Raw genomic sequence first — 23686 nt, forward strand, 5'->3', positions numbered from 1 at the left:
ATTGTGTCTCACGCAGCCGCAGGTCCACACGGACGCAACGGCGCACACGCCTCCGGAGGGCTGATGGATTACGACTGGTCAGCGGCTGATCTGGCTTTTAGAGACGAGGTTCGGACCTTTCTCGATGAGAAGCTGACACCCGAACTACGCCGCGCCGGGCACTTGGCGACAAGTGTCTATCCGGATCACGATGCCAGCATGAAGTGGCAGCTCATTCTTCATGAGCGCGGCTGGGCGGCGCCGGCATGGCCGGTCGAATACGGCGGCTGCGACTGGAGCCTCACCCAGCACTACATCTTCGGCCGGGAGTTGACGCAGGCCGGCGCGCCCGCGCTGTCGCCGATGGGCATCCGGATGGTCGCGCCCGCGATCGTCGCCTTCGGCACGGCGGAGCAGAAGGCGTACTACCTGCCACGGATCCTCACCGGCGAGGTGTTCTTCTGCCAGGGGTATTCGGAGCCGGAGTCCGGGTCGGACCTGGCATCGCTGACGATGGCCGCCGTCGACGACGGCGGCGATTTCGTGTGCACCGGAAGCAAGATCTGGACCACCCACGCGACAGAGGCGAACTGGATCTTCTGTCTGGTCCGTACCTCGCGCGAGGGGAAGAAGCAGCAGGGCATCACCTTCCTGCTCATCGATATGACCTCGCCGGGTATCGAGGTCCGCCCGCTGGTGATGACCTCCGGCGAACAGGTACAGAACCAGGTCTTCTTCGACAACGTCCGAGTACCCAAGACCAATGTGCTCGGCCAGATCGACGACGGCTGGACCGTGGCGAAGTATCTGCTCGTCCACGAACGCGGCGGGGCACTGTCACCGATGTTGCAGGTCATGGCGCAGCAAGTCGCGACCGCCGCAGCCGGGCAGACCGGTGCGGACGGCAATCCGCTGATCGATGACGCCACCTTCGCGGCGAAGTTGGCCGAGGCGCGAATTCGCACCGAGGTACTCGAGATCCTCGAGTACCGAACGCTGTCGGTGATGGCGCAGGGCAACAACCCCGGTCCCGCCTCGTCGATGCTCAAGATCCTGGGCACCGAACTGAGCCAGCAGATCACCGAATTGGCGCTCGAGGCAGCAGGACCGCGTGGTCGGGTGTACCAACCGCATGCGACGAAACCCGGCGGCCCGATCGCCGAATTCCAGCCGCCGGCCGACGGCTACCGCAGCGGCGAAGAATGGCAGGCCGTCGCACCGCTGCGCTACTTCAACGACCGAGCGGGCTCGATCTACGCGGGCAGCAACGAAATTCAGCGAAATATCCTCGCCAAGGCAGCATTGGGGCTCTGATGGACTTCACCTTCACCAAAGAGCAGGAACTCCTGCGCGATTCGGTGGCCCGGTTCCTCGGCGCCCGGTACGACCTGGAGACCAGTCGCGGCGCGGTCAAGTCCGACGCCGGGTGGCAACCCGCTGTGTGGCGCGGGTTCGCCGAGGAGTTGGGCATTCTGGGTGCGACCCTGCCCGAAGAGGTCGACGGGATGGGCGGTGGACCGATCGACATGATGGTCATCGCCGAGGAACTCGGGCGCGCGCTCGTCGTCGAACCGTATGTCGACACGGTCATCGTCGGGGCGGGTCTGCTGAAACGCTCCGGTGGCGCGGCAGCCGATGCCCTGCTGCGCCAGATCGTGGCCGGTACGGTGCGCACCGCGTTCGCCGCACTCGAGCCGACCTCGGGTCACACGATGCACGATCTCTCCACGACCGCGCACCGCGACGGTGATTCATGGGTGATCGACGGCAGCAAGACTGTCGTGACCAGTGCGCCGTTGGCGACCCATCTGATCATCAGCGCACGCACCTCCGGTGCACGGCGCGACGAATCCGGTATCTCGTTGTTCCTCACCGAATTCGATGCGGCGAATCCGCCGGCCGGGGTGGACATCCACTCCTACCGGACGATCGACGATCGGGTCGGTTCCGATATCACCTTCACCGAATTCCGTTTGCCCACCGCCGCGCTACTCGGCACCGAAGGCGACGCATGGTCGACGATCGAGGCCACAGCCGATGAGGCGATCGCGGCGATCGCCGCGGAAGCGGTCGGGTGTATGCGGAAGGTGCTGGCCGATACCGTCGAATACGCCAAGCAACGCCAGCAGTTCGGTCAGCCGATCGGCAGTTTCCAAGTTCTGCAACACCGCATGGTCGATATGTACCTGGAGCTGGAACAGGCTGTCGCCGCAGCATATTTGGCGATCCATTCGTTGAATGCGGCACCAGCGGACCGGGCCCGGGCGGCATCAGCGGCCAAGGTCACCATCAGCCGTGCCGCTCGATTCATCGGCCAGAACTCCGTCCAGCTGCACGGCGCGATGGGCATGACCGAGGAACTCGCCATCGGCCACTATTTCAAGCGGCTGACCGCGATCGAGCACGAGTTCGGATCCAGCGACCACCACCTCGCCCGCTATGCCGAGCTGACGAGACCGTAATCGTGGTCAGCGGTGAAGGTTCGTCGCCGGGACCGGAGGGCCCGCTGTCGAGCACGCCTCCGAAACCGGTGCGTGAGCGCATCATCGACCTCGCGCACCGGTGGTTCCTCGACGGCCGCCGCATCGATATGCAACAGCTGGCCCGTGAATCGGGGATCGGCCGCGCCACGCTGTATCGCTGGTGGGGTAGCCGGGAGGTCGTGATCGGTGAAGTGGTCTGGCGGATCATCGCGGAGGCGATCGGGCGCGTCGAGGCGCGCGACGCACGCCTGTCCGATGATCCCGCCGGGCGCTTCGTCCGCAACTTCGGCACACTCGCGGAGACGGTCCGTACCTTCGAACCGCTCACCCGATTCGTCGCCGAAGACCCGGAATACGGCCTGCGCGTGCTGACTTCGGGCTACTCCGTGGTCCAGGGCCGCATGATCGACTGGGTCGCCTCGCGGCTGACCGACCTCCCCGATCTCGATCCGCGCATCGAAGTCCGCGACCTCGCCTATTCGATCGTGCGCGTCGGCGAAGCTTTCGTCTGGAGCGACATCATCACCGGTGACCCGCCGCAGTCCGGAAAGGCCACCGCCATGGTCGAGTTGCTCGTTTCGGCCGCATCCGGCAGACGCTGAACCAGCTGTTCCTCGAACGGATCGTCACCGGCAACGAGCCCCCTGGAGTTCGAAGTGGTTTGTCTCAGCAGTCGCGCACGACCGCCCTATTCCTGCGAAGGACCTCGATCGGGGTGGGTGGAAGGTGCGGGTTCGCCGCTGTTTTCCGTGGCGGCCAGGAGCCGGGATCCCCATCCGGTGATGAGTTCGATCGCTTCAAGCGGTCCGTGCACGACGAACGGTGCGCCGACGGAGGCGAGGCAGAAGGCCGCCCAGTCCAGTGATTCCGCGGCGATGTGGACCTCGCAGGATCGGGCATCGAGGACCGCGACGGTCCGCGAGCAGTTCGGAATGACGATCGTGCTCACCACGCACTACCTCGACGAAGCCGACCATGTGGCCGAACGGGTCGTGATCGTCGATCGCGGGCGCATCATCGCCGGCAGCTCACTGCAGGCGCTCGGGTTGTGTCGCGGCGTCGCCTGCGATCAGCCCAGGCGACCCACATTCTCAGCGAAGCGGCCCGCCATGTTGCCGGCAGGGTCATAGTTGGCAACGACATACGCGGTGGAACCGTTGCACGCGGCCCCGATCCCCATCCGGCTACTGCCCTTCCAGACCACCTGTGTGAAGTGTCCGAACCTGCTGAAGTTCACCATATTCGAATCAGGATTGTCGAAGTCGTAGTCCTTGATCTCGTCGTACCAGGACTGGACGACGGGCGCGCCACCGAGCTGCCTCGAGGTATCCGACGACCACGACGTGTGCAGGTTCTCGCCGTACTTGTTGTTCGGCCGGTGGGCGAAGTTCTTGCTACTGGCGATCGAGTTCGCCCACTCCTGGGCCCAGGCGCTGACCGTTGCGTCCAGCATCAGCGGCGATGCGCCGTGACGTGCCCGGTATTTGTTGTGGGTGGTGAGCATGTCCTGGCTGATCGTCGGCGCCACGCAGCGATTGTGTAGCGCCTCGGCACCGGCGATACCCGGAGGAGTCAGGGCGCCGGCCAGCAGCGCGGTGACAGCGGCGGAGATGACACGGCCAAGACGCATAAAGTCTCCCGAGAGTGGAGGGGGATCGTGCGGGTGCTCAGGTCTGGTCGTCTGTGTCGGCACCGGGTGCGTTCTTCTTGATCGACTCGATGCCGGCCAACGCGGAGGCCTTGCTCGAATAGGCCTGCCCCTGGGCGATGATCTCGCCGTTGCCTGCTTTGAGTCGGAACCTGAACTTGCCCGCGGAATCCTTGTAGACCTCGAAAGTTCCAGCCATGCGTTTACCTCGTCTCCATTGAAGTACGGATAACGCCCTGCTGAGCAAACGATAATGCCGACTTCCGCACCTAACCGTTGGACACGCGCGGAAATCGGGTCACGTCGCCCGCATCCCGCCGAAAACTCAACGTCCACGCTGGCCGACCTCACCACCGTGCGTGAGCTCCGAGTCCAGTTGGAGACATGGGTCACCGGCGCAGCGATCGCGATCCGATGGCAAGATCTCGACCTGTATGCCGAACCCGGCCGCATGACGATCTACGGGACGATCGTGCGGATAACCCCACCAGGACGGGGTGCTGCGACCCATCCGGCGGGAATGGACCAAGACCCAAGCCGGGTACAGGTCCGTCGCGCTCCCTCAGTTCGTCGTCGAGACACTGCGACGCCGAGCGGCCAACGCCATCTCCAACCCACTCGATCTGGTGTTCACCACCCGCAACGGGTCGATCTATGACCCCCTCAGCTTCCGCCGCAGCTGGCGCTCGGCGCCAGGCAACACGTTCGCATGGGTGACTCCGAAGACTTTCAGGAAGTCGGTCGCCACGCTGATCGCGAACGAGCACGGTGCCGGTCGAGCCGCCCAGCAGCGGGGCCACACCGACCATGGGCTCATCGCCCAGCGTCACTACATCGACGCGCCCAGCAAGGTCGAGAACTTCACCGGTACCCTCGGCGACCCCACACGCTGAACTCGTGTCGAAAGCGTGTCGGAAGTCGAATTCCGGGGCTCGGGGAAGGTGTGCTCGCACCGACTTCCGTCGGGTTTCGGGGCCGATCAGGCCGCGCGGGCCAGTGCGGGAGAATGGTGTGGTGAGCACCGACGACGTCCTCGACCAAGACTCTGAACTGCGGATATTACCGCAGGGCGAGTGGCGTGCGCGGGCGCAGGCGCATCGGGAGCGGCTCGATCGGCTGGTCGGTCCGTACCTGGAGCGCCGGGCGGCGGGGACCACCCATCCGGTGGTGGATTTCCTGTTCACCTACTACGGCAACAAGCCCTCGCAGTTGCGGCGCTGGCATCCCGGGTTCGGGATCGGATTGCCGGGAGCGCACGAGTACGCCGGGGCTCGGGGGTATCACCGGGTGGTCGGCGAGTCACCCGAGAAGGCGGTCTACACCGCCGACCCGGCGTATCTGATCAAGCGGCGAGACACCATCGAGTTCGTCAATCGGCTGCTCACCGCGACCGCGCGGCGACCGGCGCAGCTGTCGTGCTTCGGGTTGCACGAGTGGGCGATGGTCTATCGGACGGACGAGGTACGGCATCAGCGGGTTCCGTTGCGGCTCGGTCACGCGGGGACGGACGCGGTGGTGGAGTCGATGTCGTTGCGGTGCACGCACTTCGACGCGTTCCGGTTCTTCACCCCCGATGCGGTGGGCCGCAATGCCGAACCGCTCACGCGCGCGGGGCAGCTCGATCGGGAGCAGCCGGGTTGTCTGCACGCGAACATGGACTTGTACAAGTGGGGCTTCAAGCTCGCGCCGCTGATTCCCTCGGTTCTGCTGCTGGACTGCTTCGAACTCGCCTGCACCGCACGCGAACTCGACATGCGGGCAAGCCCGTACGACCTGCGCGAGTACGGATACGAGCCGGTGCGCATCGAAACGCCGGGCGGGCGGGCGGAATACGTTCGCGCGCAGGCCGCCGTAGCCGAAAACGCCGAGGTGTTGCGGGTTCGGTTACGGCGGGCCTGCGCCGAGCTGACGGCCGCGCTGCGTCGAGTCGAGGGTCAGCCCGGCCGCTGATCCTTGTCGAGTGGGCCCGGCACCACGGCGGTGGCGCCGGTGGACTGGTCCTCCGCCGGCTCGGTGACCAGGGTGAACTCGCCCTCGTGCTGCTCGGTGCCCATGTCGACGGCGGTCTCGACGAGGACGGCGCCGCGGTCGGCCCGCAGGATCAGCGGATCCTCGCGCAGATCCTTGTACAGCGAGACGCACATCGCCGCCATCACCACCAGGAACGGCAGTGACACCACGGTGGTGAGCGCCTGGAGGCCGGTCAACGCGCCGCCGAGGTTGTCGGAATCGGCGATCACCAGCATGATCGCCGCCACCGCGCCGGTCGCCGCGCCCCAGAAGACGACGATCAGCTTCGACGGTTCGATGCTGCCGCGTTCGGACAGGGTGCCCATCACGAGGGCCGCCGCGTCCGCGCCGGAGACGAAGAAGATGCCGACCAGGATCATCACCAGCACCGTGGTCACCGCGGCGATCGGGTACTGGTCGAGCAGGTGGAACAGCGCGAAGTTCGAGTCGACCGAACCATCGGCCTCGGTGAGCACGCCGTCGGCGGTCTGTTCGAAGATGCCCGCGCCGCCGAAGATCGCGAACCACAGCAGGCTGACCACGCTGGGCACCAGCAGCACACCGGTGACGAACTGCCGGATGGTGCGGCCGCGGCTGATCCGGGCGATGAACATGCCGACGAACGGGGTCCACGAGATCCACCACGCCCAGTAGAAGATGGTCCAGCTCGACAACCACGTCTGCATCGCCTCGTCGCCCGCGCCGGTCCGCGAGGCCATCGTCGGCAGGTACTCGGCGTAGTCGCCGATCGAGGTCGGCAGGATGTTGAGGATGAACAGCGTCGGCCCGGCAACGAAGACGAACGCCGCGATCACCAGCGCCAGCACCATGTTGATGTTGGAAAGCCACTGGATACCGCGCTCGATGCCCGACACCGCCGACACGACGAAGGCGACGGTCAAGCCCGAGATGATGGCGACCAGACCGATTTTGCCGATCCCGTCGATCCAGCCGTTGAACTCCATCCCCGCGCCGATCTGCAGGGCGCCCAGACCGAGGGAGGCCGCCGAGCCGAACAGGGTCGCGAAGATCGCCATCATGTCGATGGCGCGGCCACCGATGCCGTCGGCGTGCCGGCCGAGCAGCGGACGGAACACCGCGGAGATCAACTGCGAGCGGCCTTTTCGGAATGTGCCGTAGGCGATGGCCAAACCGGCGACGGCGTAGATCGCCCACGGGTGCAGTGTCCAGTGGAACAACGTGGTCGCCATCGCGACCTCGGCGGCGGCGGGGCTGCCGGGTTCGGCGGTGTGTGGGGGCGGATTCACGAAGTGCGACAGCGGTTCCGCCACGCCCCAGAACATCAGGCCGATGCCCATGCCCGCGCTGAACATCATCGCGATCCAGGAGACCGTGCGGAATTCGGGTTTCTCGTCGTCGGCGCCGAGCGGGATCCGGCCGTAGCGGCTCACCGCCAGCCAGATCACGAAGACCACGAACGCGGTGGCCACCAACACGAACAACCAGCCGGTGTTGGTGATGACCCACTTCTGCGCGGAACTGGCGGCCGAGGCGAGACCTTCGTCGTCGAGCACACCCCAGGCGACGAAGGCCAGTGCACCGATCGCGGTGGCGCTGAACACCAACAGGTCGAGCCGGGGCTTGCCCCGCGATCGACTGGCTACCGCGGGTTCAGCGGCGCCGCCGGACCTGCCTTCGACATCGTTCGACATGGAATCCGAGTCCTTTCCGGTCGCGGGACAGGTCACTACATCAGCCCGCCGTCCGATCAGAGCAACCGTACAGCGTAGCGGCGGCGACCTGAGGTATTGCGCGACCCAGCTCTGACCTTGTTCCCCGAAACCGCCCTCGGCAACCATGCGATCGACCTATCATTCGTGACGCAGCACAACTGTCTCAGCCAGTTGCGTTGTCCAGCATCATCGAAAGGGGAGCAATGATGCACCCAGACACCCGCACAGCCGAGGCGATGTCGACGCCGCGCCAGTGGTGGCGGCGCTCCGCACGGCGTGGCACAGTCCTTGCCGCGGTCGCCGCGCTCGTGGCGATCGGCCTGCCGTCGAGCGCGGCCGCGGATCCGGTCGCCGAGCTGTCCGGCATGGTGCGAGAGTTCCTCGATGTCGGGCGCACGGCGGTGCCGCGCGCGGAGTGCGGGCCGGGCTCGCTGCCCGAAACCGGACTACAAGGCGACGTTCCCGCAGGCGACCGAGACAGTGGCCGCAGCACCCAGGGGTATCGCTGCAACATGTCGCTGGTCGGCGGCTACACCGGGCGCGGGGCCGGGATCACCTCGACCAGTTTCGAGCACTGCGCCTACGTCGGCTCGTTCTTCCCCGGCACCCTGCTCAGCGAGCATCCGGGCGTGCAGGTGATCGACGCGTCCGATCCAGCGAATCCCCAGCTGACCGCGACACTCACCGAACCGGCCATGCTGGCGGGGACCTGGGAGACGTTGAAGGTCAACACCGCTCGCAAGCTGCTCGTCGGCACGGGGGTGCCGGTGGGCATGGGCGCGGGATATCTGTCGGTCTACGACATCTCCGACTGCGCTCGTCCGCGCCTGCTCAATCCGGGCACGGGCACCAATCCGTTGATGCCCCTGCCGATCACCACGCACGAGGGCGGCTTCTCCCCCGACGGGCGCACCTATTGGGCATCGGGTCTGGTGCCCGGATTCCTCAGCGCGATCGATCTCACCGATCCGGCGAATCCCCGCGTCATCTGGCAGGGGCTGACCGGCATCGAGGCGCACGGCTTCGGAGTGAGCCCCGACGGAAACCGGCTCTACATCTCCGCGCTCGGCGGTTTCACCGTTCTCGATGTGAGCGCGGTGCAGCGGCGCGACCCGAATCCGCAGGTGCCGCACCTGGGCCGGACGTTCTGGACCGACGGTTGGGCCACCCAGCACAGCGTGCCGGTGAGCTATCGCGGTGTGCCACACCTGTTCACCGTCGACGAAGGCGGTTCGGGCGGAGTGAAACTCATCGACGTGTCCGTCGACGGGGCACCGCGGATCACGGCCAAGATCAAGCTCGAGATCAACCTGCCCGAACATATCGACAGCGGAATCGGTTCGAGCATGGGCGGTTCGGCGTTCTCCTACGAATCGCACTACTGCACTGCCGATCGGCCGGTCGATCCGACCGCGCTGGCCTGCGGATGGATCTCCTCCGGGATCCGGGTGTTCGATGTGCGCGATCCTGGTGCGATTCGTGAGATCGCCTATTTCAACCCACCGGCACGGACCGGACACAACCTCGAGATCTGGAACTCGCCGCACGCGCTGGCCTCGATCATCGGCGTACCGGCCATGAGCGCGCCCGCGGCGCTGCGGGCGATGGCGGAGGGCCTGTTCGATCCGGCTCAGGTCCTGACCGCGCGGGCGGGCCGGATCGCTTTCGGTGACCTGTCCAGCGACTGGTGCCTGTCGCCGCCGGAATGGCGCGGCGATCAGCTCTACGTGACCTGTTCCGACAACGGGTTCATGGTGCTCCAGCTCGACAACGCCGTCTACACCCCGCCGGCGAATCAGCAATCCACCCTCGGGTCATGAGCGTGTCCCGCACGCTGCGCGCGGCCGCCTTCGGCGCCGCTGCCGTGTTCCTCCTGGTGCTCGGCGCGGCGCTGCGGCCGCTGGCGTTCCCCGAGACCGCTACGCCCGCACCGGTACTCACCGCGACCGAACTCGGCTTCGTCCAGGACATGACCGCCCACCATCAGCAGGCGCTGATCCTCACCGAACGCCTCGACCCCGGTGCCGACCCCACCGTGCGCAGGCTCGCCGACCAGATCGCCGACACCCAGCGGATGGAGATCGGCACCCTGCTCGGCTGGACCCAACTCGCCGGGGCCGCACCGACTTCGACGCAACCGATGGCGTGGATGACCAGCAATCACCACGGCACCACCCCGGCGACCACGATGCCCGGGATGGCCACCACCGCCGACCTCGACGCCCTGTTCGCCGCCCGCGGCGCCGAGGCCGAAACCCTCTTCCTGCAACTCATGTACCGCCACCACGCGGGTGGCGTCACCATGGCCCGCGCCGCCGACGCCCAACTCACCACCGGCCCGGTCAAACAGGCCGCCCGGGCCATGGCCCAGTCCCAGAGCCAGGAACTCGGCTACCTGGGTGTGCTCCTCGACCTCCGCGGCGCCCTCCCCGCCCCCTAGCAAGACCATCAGGCTCTGGTGGCGGCGGCTTCTCGACCGATGCCGCCGACGGCGCCCCGGCGACGGCCGAGTCGGCGAAGAAGTCGGACCGCCCGTCCGGCTGCGGTCGACAGCGCGAGGAAGTACGGTGTCGGGACGACCGCGACCCGCTGTCAGGTCGGTTCCGCCACGATGTGTCCGACTGCGCACCGCAACCGGTCCGATCGGGTGAGCACAACGTCACCGCGGGGCAACCGCGCAGAAAATCGCAGGCAATGGCTGGTGCGCACGATGTGTCGGATTGTCGGCGAAGTGTGGCGGAGGCGGACGTGGTGGTGAGCGCACGAGCAGGCGTGATTTCGGCGGTGGACTGCGGGCTGGCCCGGGTGCGCGCCCGGATCGTGGAGTGTCTGCGGCCGATCGCGGTGCGGGAGTTCCCGGTGGCCGACGCGGTCGGGGCGACCCTGGCCATCGCCCTCACCACCGGGACCCCGCTGCCACGGGTAGACAGTGCGGCGATGGACGGCTACGCGGTCGCGGGACCGGGTCCGTGGTGGCGGCTGCATCCGCAGGTCCGCTACGCCGGTCGGGCTTGCTCGGTGGTACTCGCGCCCGGTGAAGCGGTGCGGATCGCGACTGGTGCGGCCACTCCGCTCGGCACGACCGCCACCCTGCGCGACGAGCACACGGTGACCACGACGGTCTCGGGCAAGCCAGTGGTCATGCGCGCCCCCGACGCGCCGGTCCGGGACGACACCCGCCGCCAGGGTGAACACTGGGACAGCGGCACCGAACTGGCCGCGGCGGGTACCCGGGTCTCGGTGGCGCTGGCCTCGGCCGCGCTCAGCGCCGAAGCCGAGACCGTGACCGTGCGCGGCCCGGTGCGCGCCGATGTGGTGATGACCGGCGACGAGATCCGCGCCGTCGGCCCGCTCGGCGTCGGCGAGACACGGGACTCCCTCGGCCCGGTCCTGCCGGAGTTCCTGCGCCGCTGCGACATCGAGAGCACCGGCCTGTGGCACCTGGCCGACGGACAGGATCTGCTGCGTTCGTGGCTCGCGCTGCGCTCACACGCCGATCTCGTGGTGATGGTGGGCGCGACGGGCCGCGGTGCCGCCGACCATCTGCGCGCCCTGCTGACCGAGCTCGGCGCACACGTGGTGATCGACCGGATCGCGATCCGCCCCGGCGGTTCGACCCTGGTCGCCCAGCTCCCCGACGGACGCGTCCTGCTCGGGCTGCCCGGCAATCCCCTCGCCGCCGTCGCGGCCCTGCTGGCCATCGGCCCGGCCGTGGTCGACGCCTTGACCCGGCGCACCCCGGGACCGACCATGTGGGGCCGACTCTCCGACGCCGGAGTCCTGGCGGGCGAGGCTACCCGCATCGTCCCCGTGCAACAGCAGGCCGGCGGCGTCTGGCGCAGCACCGGCCCAGCCCACACGCCCCACTTGGCCGGTCTCATCGGCTGCCAGGCCCTGGCCGTCCTCCCGCCCGGCACCGGGCGCGGCACGCTGGTGGAACTCCTCCCGCTCCCCCACTGAGACCAGGCCTCGGAACGCAACGGCCCCGCCGCGCAGGTGCGCGACAGGGCGTTGTGCGTTCGTCAGGATCAGTGCTGCGGCGGCTGCCACGGACGACCGTACGGGTCGTCCGGCCGCTGGGCGGGCGGCTGCTGGGGGCGGCCGTACTGGGCCTCGGGGTTCTGGCCGGGCTGCTGCTGTTGTTGCTGCGGCGCGGGCTGGTGCTGCGGCGGGGGCGCGCTCGTTTGGGGCGAGATCGGCGGCGGGACGGGCAGCGAGGCCGGGGCCGAGGGCTTCTTCGGGCGCGGGCTGTCGAGGCTTTCGACGGGGGTGCGGGCGGTGGCTTCGGCGGCGCGCACCGCCTCTTCGATCTTGGGATCGGAGGCCATCTGGAACCAGTCGGCGACGTCGGAGTCGTCCTCGATCTTGACCGGGGGTGTGTCCTCGGTGGACGCCTCGTAGCGGAACACACCGTCCTCGCCCTTGGTGGCGAAGTTGTTCGCGAAACCTTCCAGCGCCTTGCCGAAATCGCTGGGCACCATCCACACCTTGTTGGCGTCGCCGCGCGCCACCATGGGCAGGGTCTGCATGTACTGGTAGGCCAGCAGTTCCGGTGTCGGCTTGCCGTTCTTGATGGCCGCGAAGACCTTCTCGATCGCCTTCGCCTGACCCTGCGCCTGCAGGTAGGACGCGGCACGTTCACCCTGGGCGCGCAGGATGCGGCTCTGCCGTTCACCCTCGGCCGACAGGATCGCCGACTGCTTGCCACCCTCGGCCGAGAGGATCGCGGCCTGCTTGGCACCCTCGGCGGTCTTGATCTGCGACTCGCGAGTGCCCTCGGCGGTGAGGATCATCGCCCGCTTCTCGCGGTCGGCCTTCATCTGCTTCTCCATCGATTCCTGGATCGACGGCGGCGGATCGATGGACTTGAGCTCGACGCGGGCCACGCGCAGGCCCCAGCGGCCGGTGGCCTCGTCGAGGACGCCGCGCAGCTGGTTGTTGATCTGATCGCGGGAGGTCAGCGTCTCTTCCAGGGTCATGCCACCGACGACGTTGCGCAGGGTGGTGACGGTGAGCTGCTCGACGGCGGCGATGTAGTTGCTGATCTCGTACACCGCGGCCTGCGGGCTGGTGACCTGGAAGTACACCACCGAGTCGATCTGCAGGGTGAGGTTGTCCTGGGTGATCACCGGTTGCGGCGGGAACGAGACGACCCGCTCACGCAGGTCGACTTTCGCGCGGATCCGATCGGCGAACGGAACGAGGAACGTCAGCTGGCCGGACACCGTCCGCGAGTAGCGTCCGAGCCGTTCGATCACCGCCGCCTCGGCCTGCGGGACGAGCGCGATGGACTTGAACACCACCACGACGACCAGCAGAATCAGGACTGCGGCCACGATCAAGGCAACCATTGGTTAGGGACCCTTCCAGACGACGGCGGTCGCGCCGTCGATCTTCATCACGTACACGGTGACACCGGCTTCGTACACATCAGCGGGATCGAGCGGGCGCGCGGTCCACACCTCGCCGTCGAGCTTGATTCGACCCGAATGCTCCGCGATCTCCTCGAGCACGAGGCCCGATTTGCCCGGCAGCGCATCGGCATTGGTCGGGAGCGGCGGCGGGGTACCGAAGCGGCGACGCAGGACAGGCCGCACGCCGAGGAACAGCACACCGGACACCGCGGCGAACACCAGCGCGTCGCCCCACAGTGGGAGATCGGCGGCGGCGCTGATACCGGCGGTGCCCAGCGCGGCGACACCCAGCATGAGCAGGGTGAGATCCCCGGTGAGCATTTCGGCCGCCGCGAGGACGATGCCCGCGATCAGCCAGAGTATTGCGGCCACACCTCCACCGTACCGTCTCATCGGACATTTCGGCCGCACTAGCGGCAAGGTGCTCACCCACCGACCAGGTCCTACGTTGGGGCAGTGCACAGTTCGCCGGGTGCGGTGATCCCGCCGCTCCCGGCCGGGGCGCGGTAGCTTCGGGGGGTGAGTGCACGAGGCGGCTACGGCGACATCTTCGCCGGACATCAGCGCAAGAAGAAGGTACCGGTACCGACGGTGCGCGCCGAGCGCGATCTGGTGGTCGAGGACGCGGCGAGCGGATTCTGCGGCGCCGTAGTCGGTTTCGACCGCAGCTACGACGGCGACTTCGTGAAGCTCGAGGACGGCCGCGGCGCGGTACGGCTGTTCGCGCTGCGCGAGGCGGCGTTCCTGATCGACGGCAAACCGGTGACACTGGTGCGACCGACCGCCCCGGCACCGCAGCCGCCGACCCGATCGGCCTCCGGCTCGACCCGCGTCGACAATCTGCGGGCCAGGGTCGCGCGCACCAGCCGGATCTGGGTGGAAGGCGTGCACGACGCCGCCCTCGTGGAGCGGGTGTGGGGGCACGATCTGCGGGTCGAGGGTGTGGTCGTCGAACATCTGGAAGGGCTGGACAATCTCGGCGCCCGGCTCACCGAGTTCGGGCCCGGTCCCGGCGCGCGAGTCGGGGTGCTGGTCGACCACCTCGTGACCGGATCCAAGGAAACCCAGCTGACCACCGGGCTCGGTCCGCACGTGCTGGTGACCGGGCATCCGTTCATCGATGTGTGGCAGGCGGTGCGGCCCGCGGCGGTCGGCATCGAGGCCTGGCCGGTGGTACCGCGCGGCGAGGACTGGAAGACCGGGATCTGCGCGCGCCTGGGCTGGGGAACGCCCCAGCAGGGGTGGCGCCGTGTCTACGATGCGGTCGGCTCGTTCCGGGATCTGGAACCCCCGCTCATCGGCGCCGTCGAACGACTCATCGACTTCGTGACCGAGCCCGAGTAGCGGACCGCAGGTCAGACCGGTCCTCAGTGCCCGCACGCGAAGCCGGGCGAACCTTTATGCTCGATGATTATGTGCTCCCCCAGTGCCACATTGACGGTGTGGGCCGGCTCCTGGCTGGCCGGTACGAGCGCGCCCGATGACGTGCTGGAAGCGTTGCACGCGTGGGCGTCGCGGCACACGATCGCCGCGGGCGACCCGGTCACCGGCGGGCGCACCGACCTACCGTGGACCTCCCGTGGTGAACTCCCCGGCACCGGCGCCATGCCGCTGCTCAAAGTGATCCGTGAGGCCATGGCGCCGACCGGCGCGCAGTTGCGCCTGGTGCTGCCTGCCCCCGGTGATGTCCGCGGACTGCCGGTCGGCACGGCCTTCGCCGCCGACGCGATCGACGCCGAGGAAGGGCTGTTGCTCGGCGTCCCCGGCCAGGAGGGCACCGGTCTGATCCCGCAGTGGGACGACGACGAGACCCTGCAGTGGACCGTGTACAGCGTAGACATCCCGCGCGCCACCGCGCCGGACATGTCACTCGGCGAGGCCGAGTACACGATGCGTGAAGCGGTCCGCGATGCCGCCGACGCGCTCATGCAGTTGCACACCACCGCCGTGGGCAATACCGAGGCCGATCCGCGCGAGCAGATCGAGGCTCAGCTGGCCGCCTATGCCCGGCACGCCTATCCCGACTCGACCCCGTTGCGCGCCAAGCGAATTCTCGACACCGCCGATCATGTCGCGGCGATCCTCACTGTCGCCCAGCACGAACCGGCGTCCTCCCCCACCTCCGCCACCGCCATCGGCGCGCACGAATCGCTGCTGCGCCCACTGTGGAACACGATTCGCGACGCACGGCTGGTCGCCGTGCACGCCGCCGCGGGCACCCTCGGCTGAGTCGGCCACGCCGCCCGGATTCGCCGATGACGCGACACGGCAAGGGGCGGCTCAGAATCCGGCGATGGCGGTCTTCATATCGGGCTGGTCGAGAACCACCAGCGTCGCGGTGCGGACCTCGGGGCAGGCGCGTTCGGTGACGGTGTCGACGATGTGAGGGTCGTAGGCGATCGCGGCACTGGCCACCCCGTCACGCACCGTCCACAGCCGCACGGAGCCGAGGAACGCCACCCGTGCCACGGGTGGGCCGATCGCCTTCCAGGTGCCCTTCTGGGCGTCGAGGATGCCGCACAGGTCGTTCACCGTCTCCTGCGAGATCGTGGGCTCGCTGGGCTGTGGCTCCTGCGTCTGGTACCCGGAGTCGTCGCCGCAACCGCTGAGGCCGAGCGCGGTGACGGCCAGAACGAGCAGCACACCCGTCATCCGGCCGCGGTGAGGCGTTGTCGATCGCATCGGAAGTCCTCCGATCAGTCGAGCACATCTCCGGAAAGCCTACTCCCCGCACCCAGGGGGCTCGGCGAATGTTTATCCGGTTGTGCTCAGCGCCGAGTCGGCCGCTTCGGCGGTTCGCAGCAGCCAGGGGCGCACAGCGCGCCGTCGACGGTGCAGCCGTAGCCGGGGACTTCACCGAGTTCGCGCACCGGACCGGCGCTCACCCGCTCCTGGATCAGTTCGACGACCATCCGCGCGAATCGCGCATCGGTGCCGGGTGTGGCAGCCCGGGCGAAGGCCATACCCAGTTCGGCGGCACGGGCCGACGCCTCGTTGTCGAGGTCCCAGATCACCTCGAGGTGGTCGGAGACGAACCCGACCGGGCACACCACCACGGCGTCGATGCCCTTGCCGTGCAGGATGTCGAGGTGGTCGACGATGTCGGGTTCCAGCCACGGCACCTGCGGGGGGCCGGAGCGCGACTGCCACACGACGTCGTAGTCGGTGAAACCCGTTGCGGCGGCACACAACCGGGCGGCCTCGGCGACCTGCCTGCTGTAGAGGCGGCCGCCATCGACGGGCGGACCCGCGGCGAGGTCGGCGGCGACCGGGATGGAGTGGGCGGTGAACACCAGGCGCACGCCGTCGCGCTGGGCGGCCGGAATCGTGGCGACCGCGTCGGTGATCGCGTCGGCGAAGGACTCGATCAGCAGCGGGTGGTCGAAGTACTGGCGCAGTTTCACCAGTTCCGGGGCGCCCTCACCCACGGCGGCACGGGCGCGGGCGATGTCCTCGTCGTACTGGCGGCAGCCGGAGTAGCCGCCCCACGCCGAGGTGGCGAAGACCAGGGCCGAGCGGACCCCGTCGGCGGTCATCCGCGCGACGGTGTCCTCGACCATCGGATGCCAGTTGCGATTGCCGAAGTACACCGGCAGATCCAGTCCGGCATCGGCGAGATCGGCCTCGACCGCGGCGATGATGTCGAGGTTCAGCGCGTTGATCGGCGAGATCCCGCCGAAGTGCAGGTAGTGCTGGGCGACCTCGGCGAGCCGTTCCGGCGGCACCCCGCGGCCCCGAGTGACGTTCTCCAGGAAGGGGATCACGTCCTCGGGGCCTTCGGGGCCACCGAAGGACAGCAGCAGCAGCGCGTCCGGCATCAGTTGGCCGTGAAGCCCTCGGGGAACCACATGTTGTGGCTGGCGCCGCCGTCGACGTAGATGATCGAGCCGGTGGTGGCGGGCAGCCAGTCCGAGAGCAGCGCCACGATCGACTTGCCGACGACGCGCGCGTCGGCGCCGTCCCAGCCGATCGGCGATGCGCCGTCCCAGTACTCGTCGAGCTGACGCAGCTGCTTGGCGTCGTCGGTGGCGGTACCGGCGATGGCCTTGGCCGCCAGGGTCTTCACCGGGCCCGCGGCGATCAGGTTGGAGCGGATCTTCTTGGCGTAGCCCACTTCGCGGGCCACGTACCGGTTCACCGACTCGAGCGCGGCCTTGGACACGCCCATCCAGTTGTAGTACGGCATCGCCACGCGCGGATCGAAGTCCATACCGACGATGGAGCCGCCCTCGTTCATCACGGGCAGCACGGCGCGGGCCAACGAGGCGTAGCTCCACGCGGAGATCTCGAAGGATTTGGCCACATCGGGGCCGGGACCCTCCAGGAACGGCACCGCGTCCGGGCCCATCAGCGTCTTGGGCGCGAACGCGATCGAGTGCAGCACACCGTCGATGCCCTCGGGCGCCAGTTCGCGCAGTGCGTCCGCCAGCGCGCCCAGGTTCTCCTCGTTGGTGATGTCCAGCGGGATCGCGGGCGGTACCTCCTGCGGGAGGCGCTTGGCGATGCGGTCGATCAGCCGCAGCCGCTCCGGGATACCGGTGATGATCACCTTCGCGCCCTGCTCCTGCGCGACCGCGGCCGCGCTGAACGCGATCGACGAGTCGGTGATGATGCCGGTGATCAGGATGGTCTTGCCTTCGAGCAGTCCGCCCATGAGTTTTCGGTTCTCCTGAAATCTGTGTGGTTGCGCCACCGGAATGTCGGTGGCGCGAGGCGATCCGTTAGCGGATCAGTGGCCCATGCCCATGCCGCCGTCAACCGGGATGACGGCACCGGTGACGTAACGGGAGTCTTCGGACGCCAGGAAGCTGATCACCGCAGCGACATCCTCTGCCTGGCCGAGGCGGCCCAGCGGGATGAACTTCTTGGCAGTCTCCTTCAGGTCCTCGGGCAGCTCGGCGGTCATGTCGGTCTCGATGAAACCGGGCGCGACCACGTTGGCGGTGATCGAGCGCGATCCCAGCTCACGGGTGATCGAGCGGGCCATACCGATCACGCCGGCCTTGGACGAGGCGTAATTGATCTGACCGGGGCCACCACCGAGGCCGACAACGGAGCCGAGGAAGATCATCCGGCCCCAACGGGCACGCAGCATGGCCCGGTTGGCACGCTTGGCAACGCGGAAAGCGCCGGTCAGGTTGGCATCGATGACACGCTCGAACTGCTCCTCGGTCATCCGCATCAACAGGGTGTCGTCGGTGATGCCCGCGTTGGCCACCAGAACCTCGACCGGACCCTGGTGCTCTTCGACCTCGGTGAACGCGCGATCGACCGAATCACTGTCGGTGACATCGCATTTCACACCGAAAAGACCGTCGGGCACGCCCGATCCGCGATGGGTGACGGCGACCTTGTGGCCGTCGGCGGCCAGCCGCTGGGCGACCGCGAGACCGATACCGCGATTACCGCCGGTGACCAGGACCGACCGGGATGTGACGTTCGACATAGGGTCCAACCTATCTGTTCCAGTTCTTGGGCCCCGCGTCAGGGTCGCGCCGTTGCGACGGCTCACAACGTGGGGCGGTGGGTGCTAGGGCAGGCGTTGACGATAGAGCAAGCTGAACACGACACCGGCCGCGACGGACAGCATGCCCAGCAGCAGCCAGGGCCTGCTCGCGTCGCCGCGGGTGGTCTCGTAGCCGATCTGTTCTTCGAGGGTGTCGTAGACGGCGGTGAGCTCGGCCAGCGACGAGGCGGTGTAGAAGTCGCCGCCGGACAGCTCGGCGATCTCGCGCAGCGAGTCGTTGTCCACGGGCACCCGCACCCGCTGGGAACCGCGGCCGTCGGTGTCGGGGATCTCCACCGAACCCCATTCGGTGCCGAAGGAGATCGTCGAGACCGGAATGCCCTTGTTCTTTGCCAGGCGCGCAGCGGTGAAGCCGTGGCGGGGATTGTCGACGTCCTTGTCGTCGGGCACGGTCTGCTTGCCGTCCGACATCAGCACCACGCGCGCGGGCGGGGGCGTCTCGGCACCACCGAGCACGGCGGCGAGGGTGTCGATCGACTGCAGCGCGGTGAGGATGCCCTCGCCGGTGGCGGTGCGCTCGGCCAGCTTCATGCTGTCGATCGCGTGCTTGACCGCCTCGCGGTTGGTGGTCGGGGACACCATCACCGAGGAGGTACCCGCGAAGGTGACGAAACCCAGGTTGATGCCGGGAGTCAGACCGTCGACGAAGTTCTTGCCGGCCTCCTGCGCGACCTGGAGCCGGCTCGGCGCCACGTCGGTGGCCTCCATCGACAGCGACACGTCGACCACCAGCACGACGGTGGCCCGGTTGCGCGGCACCTTCTGCACCGCGGTCGGTCCCGCGGCGGCGATGGTGAGCAGGATCAGGCCGACCAGGATCAGCGCGATCGGCGCGTGCCGCATCGGACTGGGCCGCGCCGGCGCGACCCGTTCGAGCACCGCCATGTTGCCGAACTGCAGCATGCGCTTGTGCCGGGCGCGCTGAACCAGCACATAGCCGAGGACGAGCAGCGCGACGACGGCGAGAAAACCCAGCCAGGCGACGGCGGTGAAATGCGAAATACTCACTGGCGAGGCACCCGCCCGCTCGGGGCGCCGAGGCTGTGGCGCCGGGTGGACACGAACCGGACCACGTCGGCGATCCAGTCCCGGTCGGTCTGCAAGCTGAGCACCGGTGCGCCGCAACTGCGCAGCGCCTGATGCACGTCTTCGCGCTGCGCCTTGGCCGCGATCGCGAAATCGGCGCGCAGCGTGGGGGTGACGCTGAATTCGCGGGTGCGGCCGGATTCGGGATCGTGCAGCACCACGTCTCCGCTGTCGGGCAGGGCGACGTCGAGCGGGTCGAGCACCTCCACCGCGAGCAGGTCGTGACGGGCCGAGATGGCGCGCAGCGAGCGCTGCCATTCGACATCACCGAGGAAGTCGCTGATCACCACGGCCAGGCCACGCTTGCGTTGCGGGCGGCGCAGGGATTCGATGCCCGCCTTCAGGTCACCGCGCACACCGTCGCGGGCGTGCGGGGTGGTCGCGATGCCGCGCAGCATGGTCTGGGCATGCACGCGGCCGCTGCGGGCCGGGATGCGCACCAAGTCCTGGCCGGTGGCGACGACGGCGCCGATGCGGTTGCCGCCGCCGGAGGTGAGGTGGGTGATCGCCGCGGCCGCGGCGATCGCCAGATCGCGCTTCTGCACCCGGCCGGTACCGAAGTCCAGGCTCGATGAGAGGTCGACCACGAGCCAGGTCTCGAGCTCGCGATCGGCGATCATCTGCCGCACATGGGGGTGGGTGGTGCGGGCGGTGACCGACCAATCCATCTGTCGCACATCGTCACCCGGTTGATACAGCCGTGCCTCCCCCGGTTCCGAACCCGGACCGGGGATCAGGCCCTGATGGTCACCGTGCAGCACCCCGTCGAGGCGGCGGCGCACGGTGAGTTCCAGCGTCTTGAGTGCGGCCGCCAGCTTCGCATCGGTCAGTTCACCGGCACGGAACGACGGCGGCGCGTGGGACGACATCGGCACTCGGACAACGGGTTCGGGCGCACTCACTGGGGCGCGACACGGCCGGCGGGCTGGGACTGCTGCCCGTTCACCGGCTGCGGCACGGACTGTTGCTGAGTGGGCGGCTGCGGCACCGGCGGCTGCTGTGGGGTCTGCTGGCCGCCGACGGCCTGCGGGGCGACCTGGGGCAGCCCGACGGTCTGCAGCACGCGCTTGATGACGTGTTCGGGCGAGACCTCGTCCGCCAGCGCGTCGTAGGACAGGACGAGGCGGTGACGCAGTACGTCCGGGATCACCTCGACGACGTCCTGCGGGACCACGTAGTCACGGCCGCGGATCAGCGCCACCGAGCGGGCCGCGGCGATGATGCCGAGGCTGGCGCGGGGTGAGGCACCGTAGGAGATCCAGTTCGCCACGTCGGACATGCCGAATTCGGCGGGCGTGCGGGTCGCGGTGATCACCCGGACCACGTAGTCGACCAGCGCGTGGTGCACGAAGGTGTTCGCGGCCAGCTTCTGCAGCCGGATGATGTCCTCGGGGGCGAGGATCCGCTTGGGCTCCGGCGGGGCCACGCCCATCCGGTAGATGATCTCGCGCTCTTCCTCGACCGAGGGGTAGTCGACGACGACCTTGAACAGGAATCGGTCGCGCTGGGCCTCGGGCAGCGGGTAGACGCCCTCGCTCTCGATCGGGTTCTGGGTCGCCATGACCAGGAACGGATCGGGCATGGGGTAGGTCTTGCCGCCGATGGAGAGCTTGCGCTCGGCCATCACCTCGAGCAGCGCGGACTGAACCTTGGCCGGTGCGCGGTTGATCTCGTCGGCGAGGACGAAGTTGGCGACGACCGGGCCGAGCTCGGTGTCGAACTCCTCGCGGCCCTGACGGTAGATGCGGGTACCGATCAGGTCGGTCGGCACCAGGTCCGGGGTGAACTGCACCCGGGAGAACGAACCGCCGACGACCTTGGCGAAGGTTTCCACGGCCAGGGTCTTGGCGACACCGGGCACGCCCTCGAGCAACACGTGACCACGGGCCAGCACACCCACGAGCAGTCGCTCGACGAGCTGATCCTGACCGACGATGACCCGTTTGACCTCGTATATCGCCTTCTCGAGAGTCTGGACGTCACGCTCCAGGGTGCTGGGCGTAGCCGATCCGGCGTCCTTCGCCAGCTTCGGCCCGCTCACACCTTCCGTCGATGTCACCAACATCCCCGCTTTCGCTTTGGTCCTGTGCGTGCCGCCCCAACTATTCCAGGTAATAGCCCGGCGCGCCGCAACCGGCCAGGAGTGGACGCGAATTCGTCGTAGTACCCAGCCCAGCTCGGTACGCCCGCCACCCTACGCATGTCGGAGGATGGTCGCCTGTGCGGCGCGGACAGGCTGCCTGGTGTCGAGCCGTGGCAGGCCACCATCGCAAGCCTTCAGCAACATACGCTTGTTCGCCACGGCGTGCCCGATTACCAGCCGTCCGGCCAGTTCCTCTCCGGAAAAGGCGATCTGGATGCGGCCTTCCCTTTCAGTTCGGTTATCCCGTAGTTTGCTGCCGTACGCCGCGCCTCAGGTGACGATGCGCACCGCGTACGGCATGATCCCGGCCGTGCGGACGGGCGAGATCTTCACGACGTCACCGGATTCGGGCGCCTCGATCATCGTGCCGTTGCCCAGGTAGAGGGCGACATGGGCGCTGCCGCCGGGGCCCCAGAACAGCATGTCCCCACGCTCGCGATCCGCGACGTCGACGCGGGTGCCCGCGTTGTACTGGTAGCCGCTGTAGTGCGGCAGCGAGACCCCGATACCGGCGAAGGCGTAGAGCATCAGGCCCGAGCAGTCGAAGCCGACCTTGTTGTAGTCGCCGTGGCGGTCAGCGACGCCGCCGTCGCGGATGCCCAGTGTCGGGCCGTCCTCGTCACCGCCGCCCCACGCGTAGGTGACGCCCAGTTGTGACATCGCCCGGTCGATCACCGTCTCGATCGCGGCCGAGCCGGTGACCTGCGGAGTGGTCGACCGAGGTTTGGTCTGGCGCGGTGAGGCGGGAGTGGATTCGAGGTCGGTGTGCGGGCGCTGTCCCTCGCCGAGCTGAGCGGCGCGGTCGCGCGCGGCCTGATCGGCGGCGGCGCGGGCGGCGGCGGCGTTGGCGGCGGCCAGTAGCGCGGTCAGCTCGGCCCGGCGTTGATCGTCCCAGGTCAGGAAGATCTCACGCTGGCTCTGCAGACCGGCCACGGTCGAGCGCGCCACGTCGAGGGCGGATTGGGCGGTGGCGCGATCACGCTGCAGGGTGTCGCGGGCGGCGGCCTGGGTGTCGAACTCGGAGCGGGCAATCTCGACCGCGGACTGGGCGGCGTTCTTCTTCTCTTCGGCCGCACCCGCCGCGGCGTCGGCATCGGCCTTGGCTCGACGCGCGGCCGAGTTCTGATTGGCCTGGGCGATCTGGGCGCGACGCAGGCCGTCGAGCACCTGGCGCTGATTCTTCGAGACCAGACTCAGCACCTGCGCGCGGTCCATCGCGGCGTCGGGTGTCGAGGAGGCGAGGTAGGTGACGACCGAACTGGTGGCCGGACGCACGTAGGCCTGGGTGGCGAGCTGATCGAAATCCGCCCGTGCCGCATCGACTTTCGTGCCCGCGTCGGCGAGCTGGGTCTGGCTGTCGACCACCGCGGCCGCGGCCGCGTCGGCGGCGTCGCGGGCGGTCCGCAGATCGACCAGTGCCCGATTGACCGCCTCACGTTTGACCGCGAGCGCGTCGTCGAGGACTTGCAATTGCTGATCGGCCGCGGCGACCCGGTTGATCAGCGCCCCGATCTCGCCCACCCGCGCGTCGACCTCCGCGCCCGCGCCCACGATCTCGGCATCGGAGGGGTTGGGCGGAGGTGGTGGCACCGCCGCGACCGGTCCCGCGCTCACCAGCATCGCCAGCGCCGACAGCAAACCGATCGCTATCCGTAATAGCCCTGACTCATCCCGCCTGCCCGCATCGCGCACGGCACCTCCG

25 protein-coding genes are annotated in these 23686 nt (G+C 68.3%); 11 read left to right on the forward strand and 14 right to left on the reverse strand.

What is annotated here, in order from left to right:
- The first annotated feature begins 63 nt into the window (after positions 1-63).
- From BOX37_RS18920 to BOX37_RS18930, 3 genes are read left to right on the forward strand one after another with little or no spacing between them, the layout of a single operon-like run.
- Positions 64-1293 carry an acyl-CoA dehydrogenase family protein gene (locus BOX37_RS18920; RefSeq protein ID WP_071928825.1) on the forward strand — a complete coding sequence of 410 codons (1230 nt, stop codon included), beginning with the start codon at positions 64-66 and terminating at the stop codon, positions 1291-1293.
- Entirely contained in the window at positions 1293-2441 is a 1149-nt protein-coding gene (locus tag BOX37_RS18925; protein WP_071928826.1) for an acyl-CoA dehydrogenase family protein, read from the forward strand. The genes BOX37_RS18920 and BOX37_RS18925 overlap by 1 nt, the downstream gene beginning before the upstream one ends.
- Positions 2442-2443: 2 nt before the next feature.
- Complete coding sequence (locus tag BOX37_RS18930; protein ID WP_084759834.1) at positions 2444-3064, forward strand: QsdR family transcriptional regulator; 621 nt, start codon at positions 2444-2446, stop codon at positions 3062-3064.
- Positions 3065-3150: 86 nt separating this feature from the next.
- On the opposite strand, the gene BOX37_RS18935 is transcribed toward BOX37_RS18930, so the two are convergent.
- From BOX37_RS18935 to BOX37_RS18945, 3 genes are all read right to left on the reverse strand, one after another.
- On the reverse strand, positions 3151-3411 hold the full coding sequence (locus BOX37_RS18935; protein ID WP_156910458.1) for a WYL domain-containing protein: 261 nt from the start codon (positions 3409-3411) through the stop codon (positions 3151-3153).
- A 120-nt stretch (positions 3412-3531) separates the two neighbouring features.
- On the reverse strand, positions 3532-3990 hold the full coding sequence (locus BOX37_RS18940; protein ID WP_167659962.1) for a CAP family protein: 459 nt from the start codon (positions 3988-3990) through the stop codon (positions 3532-3534).
- A 139-nt stretch (positions 3991-4129) separates the two neighbouring features.
- The gene (locus tag BOX37_RS18945; RefSeq protein ID WP_071928829.1) at positions 4130-4309 is read right to left on the reverse strand and encodes a YegP family protein; all 180 of its coding nucleotides are present in this window, start codon (positions 4307-4309) and stop codon (positions 4130-4132) included.
- A gap of 298 nt (positions 4310-4607) precedes the next feature.
- Between BOX37_RS18945 and BOX37_RS18950 the strand changes: the two genes are divergently transcribed.
- The gene (locus BOX37_RS18950; protein ID WP_071928830.1) at positions 4608-5003 is read left to right on the forward strand and encodes a hypothetical protein; all 396 of its coding nucleotides are present in this window, start codon (positions 4608-4610) and stop codon (positions 5001-5003) included.
- Positions 5004-5124: 121 nt separating this feature from the next.
- Positions 5125-6060: a 3-methyladenine DNA glycosylase gene (locus BOX37_RS18955; RefSeq protein WP_420811539.1), complete on the forward strand. Its 936-nt coding sequence runs from the start codon at positions 5125-5127 to the stop codon at positions 6058-6060.
- Here BOX37_RS18955 and BOX37_RS18960 read toward each other — a convergent pair.
- Positions 6045-7793: a BCCT family transporter gene (locus BOX37_RS18960; protein ID WP_084760904.1), complete on the reverse strand. Its 1749-nt coding sequence runs from the start codon at positions 7791-7793 to the stop codon at positions 6045-6047. The two genes, BOX37_RS18955 and BOX37_RS18960, sit on opposite strands and share 16 nt — an antisense overlap.
- A 257-nt stretch (positions 7794-8050) precedes the next feature.
- On the opposite strand from BOX37_RS18960, the gene BOX37_RS18965 reads away from it, so the two are divergent.
- The 3 genes from BOX37_RS18965 to BOX37_RS18975 all read left to right on the forward strand — a co-directional run bounded on the left by BOX37_RS18965 (position 8051) and on the right by BOX37_RS18975 (position 11774).
- A complete protein-coding gene (locus BOX37_RS18965; RefSeq protein WP_071931651.1) occupies positions 8051-9634 on the forward strand; it encodes an LVIVD repeat-containing protein in 1584 nt (527 codons plus the stop codon).
- On the forward strand, positions 9631-10254 hold the full coding sequence (locus BOX37_RS18970; RefSeq protein WP_071928831.1) for a DUF305 domain-containing protein: 624 nt from the start codon (positions 9631-9633) through the stop codon (positions 10252-10254). Before BOX37_RS18965 ends, BOX37_RS18970 begins: the two co-directional genes overlap by 4 nt.
- Positions 10255-10568: 314 nt before the next feature.
- The gene (locus tag BOX37_RS18975; RefSeq protein WP_240504935.1) at positions 10569-11774 is read left to right on the forward strand and encodes a molybdopterin-binding protein; all 1206 of its coding nucleotides are present in this window, start codon (positions 10569-10571) and stop codon (positions 11772-11774) included.
- Positions 11775-11842: 68 nt separating this feature from the next.
- On the opposite strand, the gene BOX37_RS18980 is transcribed toward BOX37_RS18975, so the two are convergent.
- Both BOX37_RS18980 and BOX37_RS18985 read right to left on the reverse strand, forming a co-directional pair.
- Positions 11843-13165: an SPFH domain-containing protein gene (locus BOX37_RS18980; RefSeq protein ID WP_071928832.1), complete on the reverse strand. Its 1323-nt coding sequence runs from the start codon at positions 13163-13165 to the stop codon at positions 11843-11845.
- Positions 13166-13168: 3 nt separating this feature from the next.
- Positions 13169-13600, reverse strand: coding sequence for an NfeD family protein (locus BOX37_RS18985; RefSeq protein WP_071928833.1), 432 nt, complete (start codon positions 13598-13600; stop codon positions 13169-13171).
- Between the two features lie 147 nt (positions 13601-13747).
- On the opposite strand from BOX37_RS18985, the gene BOX37_RS18990 reads away from it, so the two are divergent.
- Positions 13748-14572 carry a DUF3097 domain-containing protein gene (locus BOX37_RS18990; protein ID WP_071928834.1) on the forward strand — a complete coding sequence of 275 codons (825 nt, stop codon included), beginning with the start codon at positions 13748-13750 and terminating at the stop codon, positions 14570-14572.
- A 69-nt stretch (positions 14573-14641) separates the two neighbouring features.
- Complete coding sequence (locus tag BOX37_RS18995) at positions 14642-15457, forward strand: hypothetical protein (protein WP_071928835.1); 816 nt, start codon at positions 14642-14644, stop codon at positions 15455-15457.
- Between the two features lie 51 nt (positions 15458-15508).
- Here the strand turns inward: BOX37_RS18995 and BOX37_RS19000 are convergent, their stop codons facing one another.
- The 7 genes from BOX37_RS19000 to moxR1 form a co-directional block, all read right to left on the reverse strand.
- Positions 15509-15910: a hypothetical protein gene (locus BOX37_RS19000; RefSeq protein WP_156910460.1), complete on the reverse strand. Its 402-nt coding sequence runs from the start codon at positions 15908-15910 to the stop codon at positions 15509-15511.
- An 86-nt stretch (positions 15911-15996) separates the two neighbouring features.
- On the reverse strand, positions 15997-17046 hold the full coding sequence (locus tag BOX37_RS19005; RefSeq protein ID WP_071928837.1) for a ferrochelatase: 1050 nt from the start codon (positions 17044-17046) through the stop codon (positions 15997-15999).
- Positions 17046-17882, reverse strand: coding sequence for an NADH-dependent enoyl-ACP reductase InhA (gene inhA / locus BOX37_RS19010; protein ID WP_071928838.1), 837 nt, complete (start codon positions 17880-17882; stop codon positions 17046-17048). Before inhA ends, BOX37_RS19005 begins: the two co-directional genes overlap by 1 nt.
- 75 nt (positions 17883-17957) lie before the next feature.
- Complete coding sequence (gene fabG1, locus BOX37_RS19015) at positions 17958-18674, reverse strand: 3-oxoacyl-ACP reductase FabG1 (RefSeq protein ID WP_071928839.1); 717 nt, start codon at positions 18672-18674, stop codon at positions 17958-17960.
- 84 nt (positions 18675-18758) lie between these two features.
- Complete coding sequence (locus BOX37_RS19020) at positions 18759-19763, reverse strand: VWA domain-containing protein (protein ID WP_071928840.1); 1005 nt, start codon at positions 19761-19763, stop codon at positions 18759-18761.
- Entirely contained in the window at positions 19760-20710 is a 951-nt protein-coding gene (locus tag BOX37_RS19025) for a DUF58 domain-containing protein (RefSeq protein ID WP_071928841.1), read from the reverse strand. The genes BOX37_RS19020 and BOX37_RS19025 overlap by 4 nt, the downstream gene beginning before the upstream one ends.
- 29 nt (positions 20711-20739) lie before the next feature.
- Positions 20740-21906 (reverse strand): chaperone MoxR1, encoded by a 1167-nt coding sequence (gene moxR1, locus BOX37_RS19030; RefSeq protein ID WP_071928842.1) that lies wholly within the window; start codon positions 21904-21906, stop codon positions 20740-20742.
- Between the two features lie 135 nt (positions 21907-22041).
- Here moxR1 and BOX37_RS19035 point away from each other — a divergent pair, with 135 nt between their 5' ends.
- A complete protein-coding gene (locus BOX37_RS19035) occupies positions 22042-22233 on the forward strand; it encodes a hypothetical protein (protein WP_071928843.1) in 192 nt (63 codons plus the stop codon).
- A 21-nt stretch (positions 22234-22254) separates the two neighbouring features.
- Here BOX37_RS19035 and BOX37_RS19040 read toward each other — a convergent pair whose 3' ends face one another.
- Positions 22255-23622, reverse strand: coding sequence for an NlpC/P60 family protein (locus tag BOX37_RS19040; RefSeq protein ID WP_338039697.1), 1368 nt, complete (start codon positions 23620-23622; stop codon positions 22255-22257).
- Between the last annotated feature and the right edge of the window lie 64 nt (positions 23623-23686).

The organism is Nocardia mangyaensis, assembly GCF_001886715.1.
In the GTDB taxonomy this organism is placed as follows: domain Bacteria; phylum Actinomycetota; class Actinomycetes; order Mycobacteriales; family Mycobacteriaceae; genus Nocardia; species Nocardia mangyaensis.